Below are 3,957 nucleotides of genomic sequence, written 5' to 3' on the forward strand. Positions count from 1 at the left end.
AGCGCCAGGGGCAGCTTCGAATATGGCCAGCGCGGGGTCTATATCGGCAAGGAACGGATCCGCCGCGCGCTGCTATTGTTCGGCCCGAACGGCCTCGCCCCGGCGCGTCTCAACAACCACATGCAGCTCCAGAACGTGATTGTCGTCGCCGATGACGGCAAGTCCGCGACCGGCCGCTGGCAAGGCATGATGATGCTGGGCGAGCCCGGCCAGAATGGCGTTTGGGGCGTCGGCATCTACGAGAACACCTACGTCAAGGAAGGCGGCGTGTGGAAGCTCTCCAAGCTCCATTTCTATCCCACCGCGATGGCCGATTACGACGCCGGTTTCATGCGCGCGCCTTTGCGGATGGAAGGGCCGAGCGCGCTGTTCCCGCCCGATGCGCCGCCGACCGCGGTCTACCGCCCGTTCCCGCAGACCTACATCCCGCCGTTCAGCTTCGATCATCCGGTAACCGGCGAACCGCTCAAGGACCTGCCGCAGGCCGGCGACGATGTGGTGGGGAGGGAATGACGATGAAACGCACTCTCTTCGCGGCCTTGCTGGCCACCATCGCAACTCCGGTCGTTGCACAGGACATGACCGTCGAGCAGCAGCTCGACCAACTCGATGCGCGAATCACCCGGCTTGAGGACCTCAACCAGATCGAGCGGGTCCAGCGGACCTATGGCTATTTCGTCGACAAGAGCCAGTGGACACCGCTTGCCGAGTTGTTCGCCGAAGACGCTACGCTCGAAATCGGCGGCAAGGGCCTGTTTCTCGGCAAGGATCGGGTGCTCGAATACATGCAGACCGCCTTCGGGCCCGACGGGGCCAAGCCCGGCGTGCTGGCCAACCACATGCAGTTCCAGCCGATCGTCGATATCTCGCCCGATGGGAAGACTGGCTGGCTGCGTGGCCGCGCCTTCGTGATGAGCAATGCCGGCTGGGGCCTGCCGCTCTACGAAGACGAGTTCGTCAAGGAAGACGGCGTGTGGAAGTTCAAGCGCCTGACCGGCCCGTTCACCATGTACACCAGCTGGGACGGCTGGGGTAAGAACGCGCTCAACAACACCTGGCCGGACAAGTTCGACCCGCCGCCGGACCTGCCGCCAACCACGATCTACCTCACCTACCCTGCCTATTACATCATCCCGTTCCATTACCCGAACCCGGTCACCGGCAAGGCCTTCATCCCCGATAGAGACGATGTCGGCGCCTATCACCGGCCGCCGGGGACCGCGGAACAGGAAGAAGCCTTGAAGCTGGGTCGGCCGGTTTACGGGACCCAGCCGATCGCCGAACCGCCGAGGAATTGAGTTTATGAATTCGAAGTTCAGCCTCCCCTCCCCGGGGGGGAGGGGATTGAGGGGAGAGGGTTGCACGCCCGAGAGGTTCGATACCCTCACCCGACCCTCCCCCACCCGGATGAGGGCTTTCAGTTCGCTCGTTGCGATGTTTGCCGCGCCGCTCGCAGCGCTGGTGCTGGCCGGCTGCAGCGTCGCCAAGGCCGATCCGCTGGCCAATGTCGCGGATGGCGAATGGCTGTCCGACGGGCGCGATTACACGGCCCAGCGCTACAGCCCGCTGACGCAGATCACCAAGGACAATGTCGCGCAGCTCGGCCTCGCCTGGTATGCCGACCTCGACACCTATCGCGGGGTCGAGGCCACGCCGCTTTATGCCGATGGCGTGCTCTACAACACGCTCGCCTGGAACATCACCACCGCCTATGACGCGAAGACCGGCGAAGTCCTGTGGACCTTCGATCCCAAAACTCCGCGCGAGTTTGGCCGTTACGCCTGCTGCGAGCCGGTCAGCCGCGGGCTCGCGCTCCACGGCGACAAGGTCATCATCGCGACGCTCGATGGGCGGCTGATCGCGTTAGACAAGGACAGCGGGGAGGAAATCTGGACCACCCGGACATTCGAACTCGACAGCGGCTATGCCTATTCGATCACCGGCGCTCCGCGCGTGTTCGAGGGCAAGGTCGTAGTCGGCCAGTCGGGCGGCGACCTTGGCGTGCGCGGCTTCGTGTCGGCCTATGACGTCGAGACCGGGGAGCAACTCTGGAAATTCTTCCTTACCCCTGGCGACCCGGAGAAAGGCCCCGATGGCGAGGCGTCCGATCCGGTGATGGACTGGGTCCGCGAAACCTGGTCCGAAGAGGGCATGTGGAAGACCCTGGGTGGCGGTGCAAACCCATGGGATTCAATCGCTTACGACCCCGATCTCGACCTGGTCTATGTCGGCACCGGCAATTCGGTCCCGCATGCGCGGTTCTACCGTTCGAACAACGAGGGCGACAATCTGTTCGTCTGTTCGATCGTCGCGCTCCATGCTTCCGACGGCTCCTACGCCTGGCACTACCAGATGAATCCGGGCGAGGAATGGGACTGGACCTGCACCTCCTCGATCATCACCGCCGACCTCGAGATCGACGGCAAGCAGCGCAAGGTCCTGATGCAGGCGCCGAAGAACGGCTTCTTCTACGTGCTCGACCGGGCGACCGGCGAATTCATCAGCGCCGAAGCGCATGTGTTCCAGAACTGGAACGAAGGGTTCGACGCCAACGGCCGGCCGGTCACCAGCGAGGCGGTGCGCTATGCCTACGATCCGGTGATGGTCGCGCCCGGCCCCGGCGGCGCGCATAACTGGTTCCCGATGGCCTATAGCCCGCGGACAAAGCTGGCCTATTTCCCCGCCTACCAGTCGGCCTTCGCCTATGCCCTCCAGCCCGACTGGAAGCCGCAGCCGTTCCGTTCGAACAGCGGCTGGGGCGGTTTCTCGGGCCCCGCGATGCAGAAGCGCATGGCGGTGATGGAAGAGGCCAACAAGCTCGAAAAGGCCTGGCTGACTGCATGGGACCCGGTCAGGCAGCAAGCCGCCTGGCAGGTCGAATTGCCGCGCCACGGAAACGGGGGCGTGTTCGTCACCGCTTCCGACCTCGTTTTCGAGGGCACAACCAAGCAGACCCTGACGGCGTTCGATGCCGCAACCGGCGAAATCCTGTGGGAATACAATACCCAGAGCGCCCCGGTCGCGGGCGGGATCACCTACGAGCTCGACGGCGAGCAATATATCGCAATCAATGCCGGCTGGGGCGGCGGGGCGGCGCAGATCGAACGCGGAGCCGGGATCGAACTGCCGCGCGCACCAGCGCGGCTGCTGGTATTCAAGCTCGGCGGAAACGTGCAATTGCCGCCGCTCGACACCAGTGCCAAGGCCCCGCCCGAACCGCCGCGACTGGCGGCGAGCGAAGCCGAAATCCAGCGCGGCGCCCAGCTGTTCGCGGAGACCTGCGCTGTGTGCCACGGCCAGAACGCGATCGGCGGGGTCAAGGATCTGCGCCACATGGACCGCGAGACCCATGCGAAGTTCGCCGAGATCGTGCTCGAAGGGCTCTATCTCGAAAAGGGCATGGCGAACTTCGACGACATCTTGAGCGAGCAGGATTCAAGGGACATCCATTCCTACCTGATCGCCCGCGCCAATGAGGATTGGGGCCGCGAGGATTAGGCGACACAAACGAAGGGAGAGGGAAATTGAAAAGGATCGCTATTGGCCTGTTGGCCACTGCCGCGCTTGCCGGTTGCACCAAGGTCGAAGAAAGACTCGCCTGCGACCGCGCCTGCCTGATTGCGCTCACCGAGAGCTATGTCGCGGGCCTCGAGGGCAATTCGACCGAGGGCATCCCCTTTTCCGACGAGGTCGTGATCGTCGAGAACCTCGATCGCATCGCCGCTGGCGAAGGCCTGTGGGCGGACATTACCGGGGCCGGCACCGCTTTCAGTGTCGTGGTTCCGGACGAAGCCAACCAGACGGCCGGCTGGATCGGCATGGTCGAGCGAGAGGGCAAGCCGACGATTGTTGCCCTGAGGCTCAAGCTCGATCCAGCCGGGAGCATCGTCGAAGCCGAACATCTCCATGCCGAAGTGAATGCGGAATCGCCCTTCGGCGGACCTTCCCCGCTCGACC

Annotated in this window: 4 protein-coding genes; all 4 read left to right on the forward strand. The window is 64.1% G+C overall.

All coding sequences use genetic code 11. From position 1 onward, the window contains the following. Positions 1-513 (forward strand): nuclear transport factor 2 family protein (locus AC16XC_RS05115; protein WP_484033568.1); only part of this gene is annotated, 513 nt, incomplete at its 5' end. 2 nt (positions 514-515) lie between these two features. Next, a complete protein-coding gene (locus tag AC16XC_RS05120) occupies positions 516-1,298 on the forward strand; it encodes a nuclear transport factor 2 family protein (RefSeq protein ID WP_484033569.1) in 783 nt (260 codons plus the stop codon). Positions 1,299-1,407: 109 nt separating this feature from the next. Beyond that, positions 1,408-3,498 carry a PQQ-dependent dehydrogenase, methanol/ethanol family gene (locus AC16XC_RS05125; RefSeq protein WP_484033570.1) on the forward strand — a complete coding sequence of 697 codons (2,091 nt, stop codon included), beginning with the start codon at positions 1,408-1,410 and terminating at the stop codon, positions 3,496-3,498. Positions 3,499-3,524: 26 nt separating this feature from the next. Further along, on the forward strand, positions 3,525-3,957 hold a 433-nt coding region (locus AC16XC_RS05130), incomplete at its 3' end, for a hypothetical protein (protein WP_484033571.1).

This window comes from Candidatus Andeanibacterium sp., from assembly GCF_057143545.1.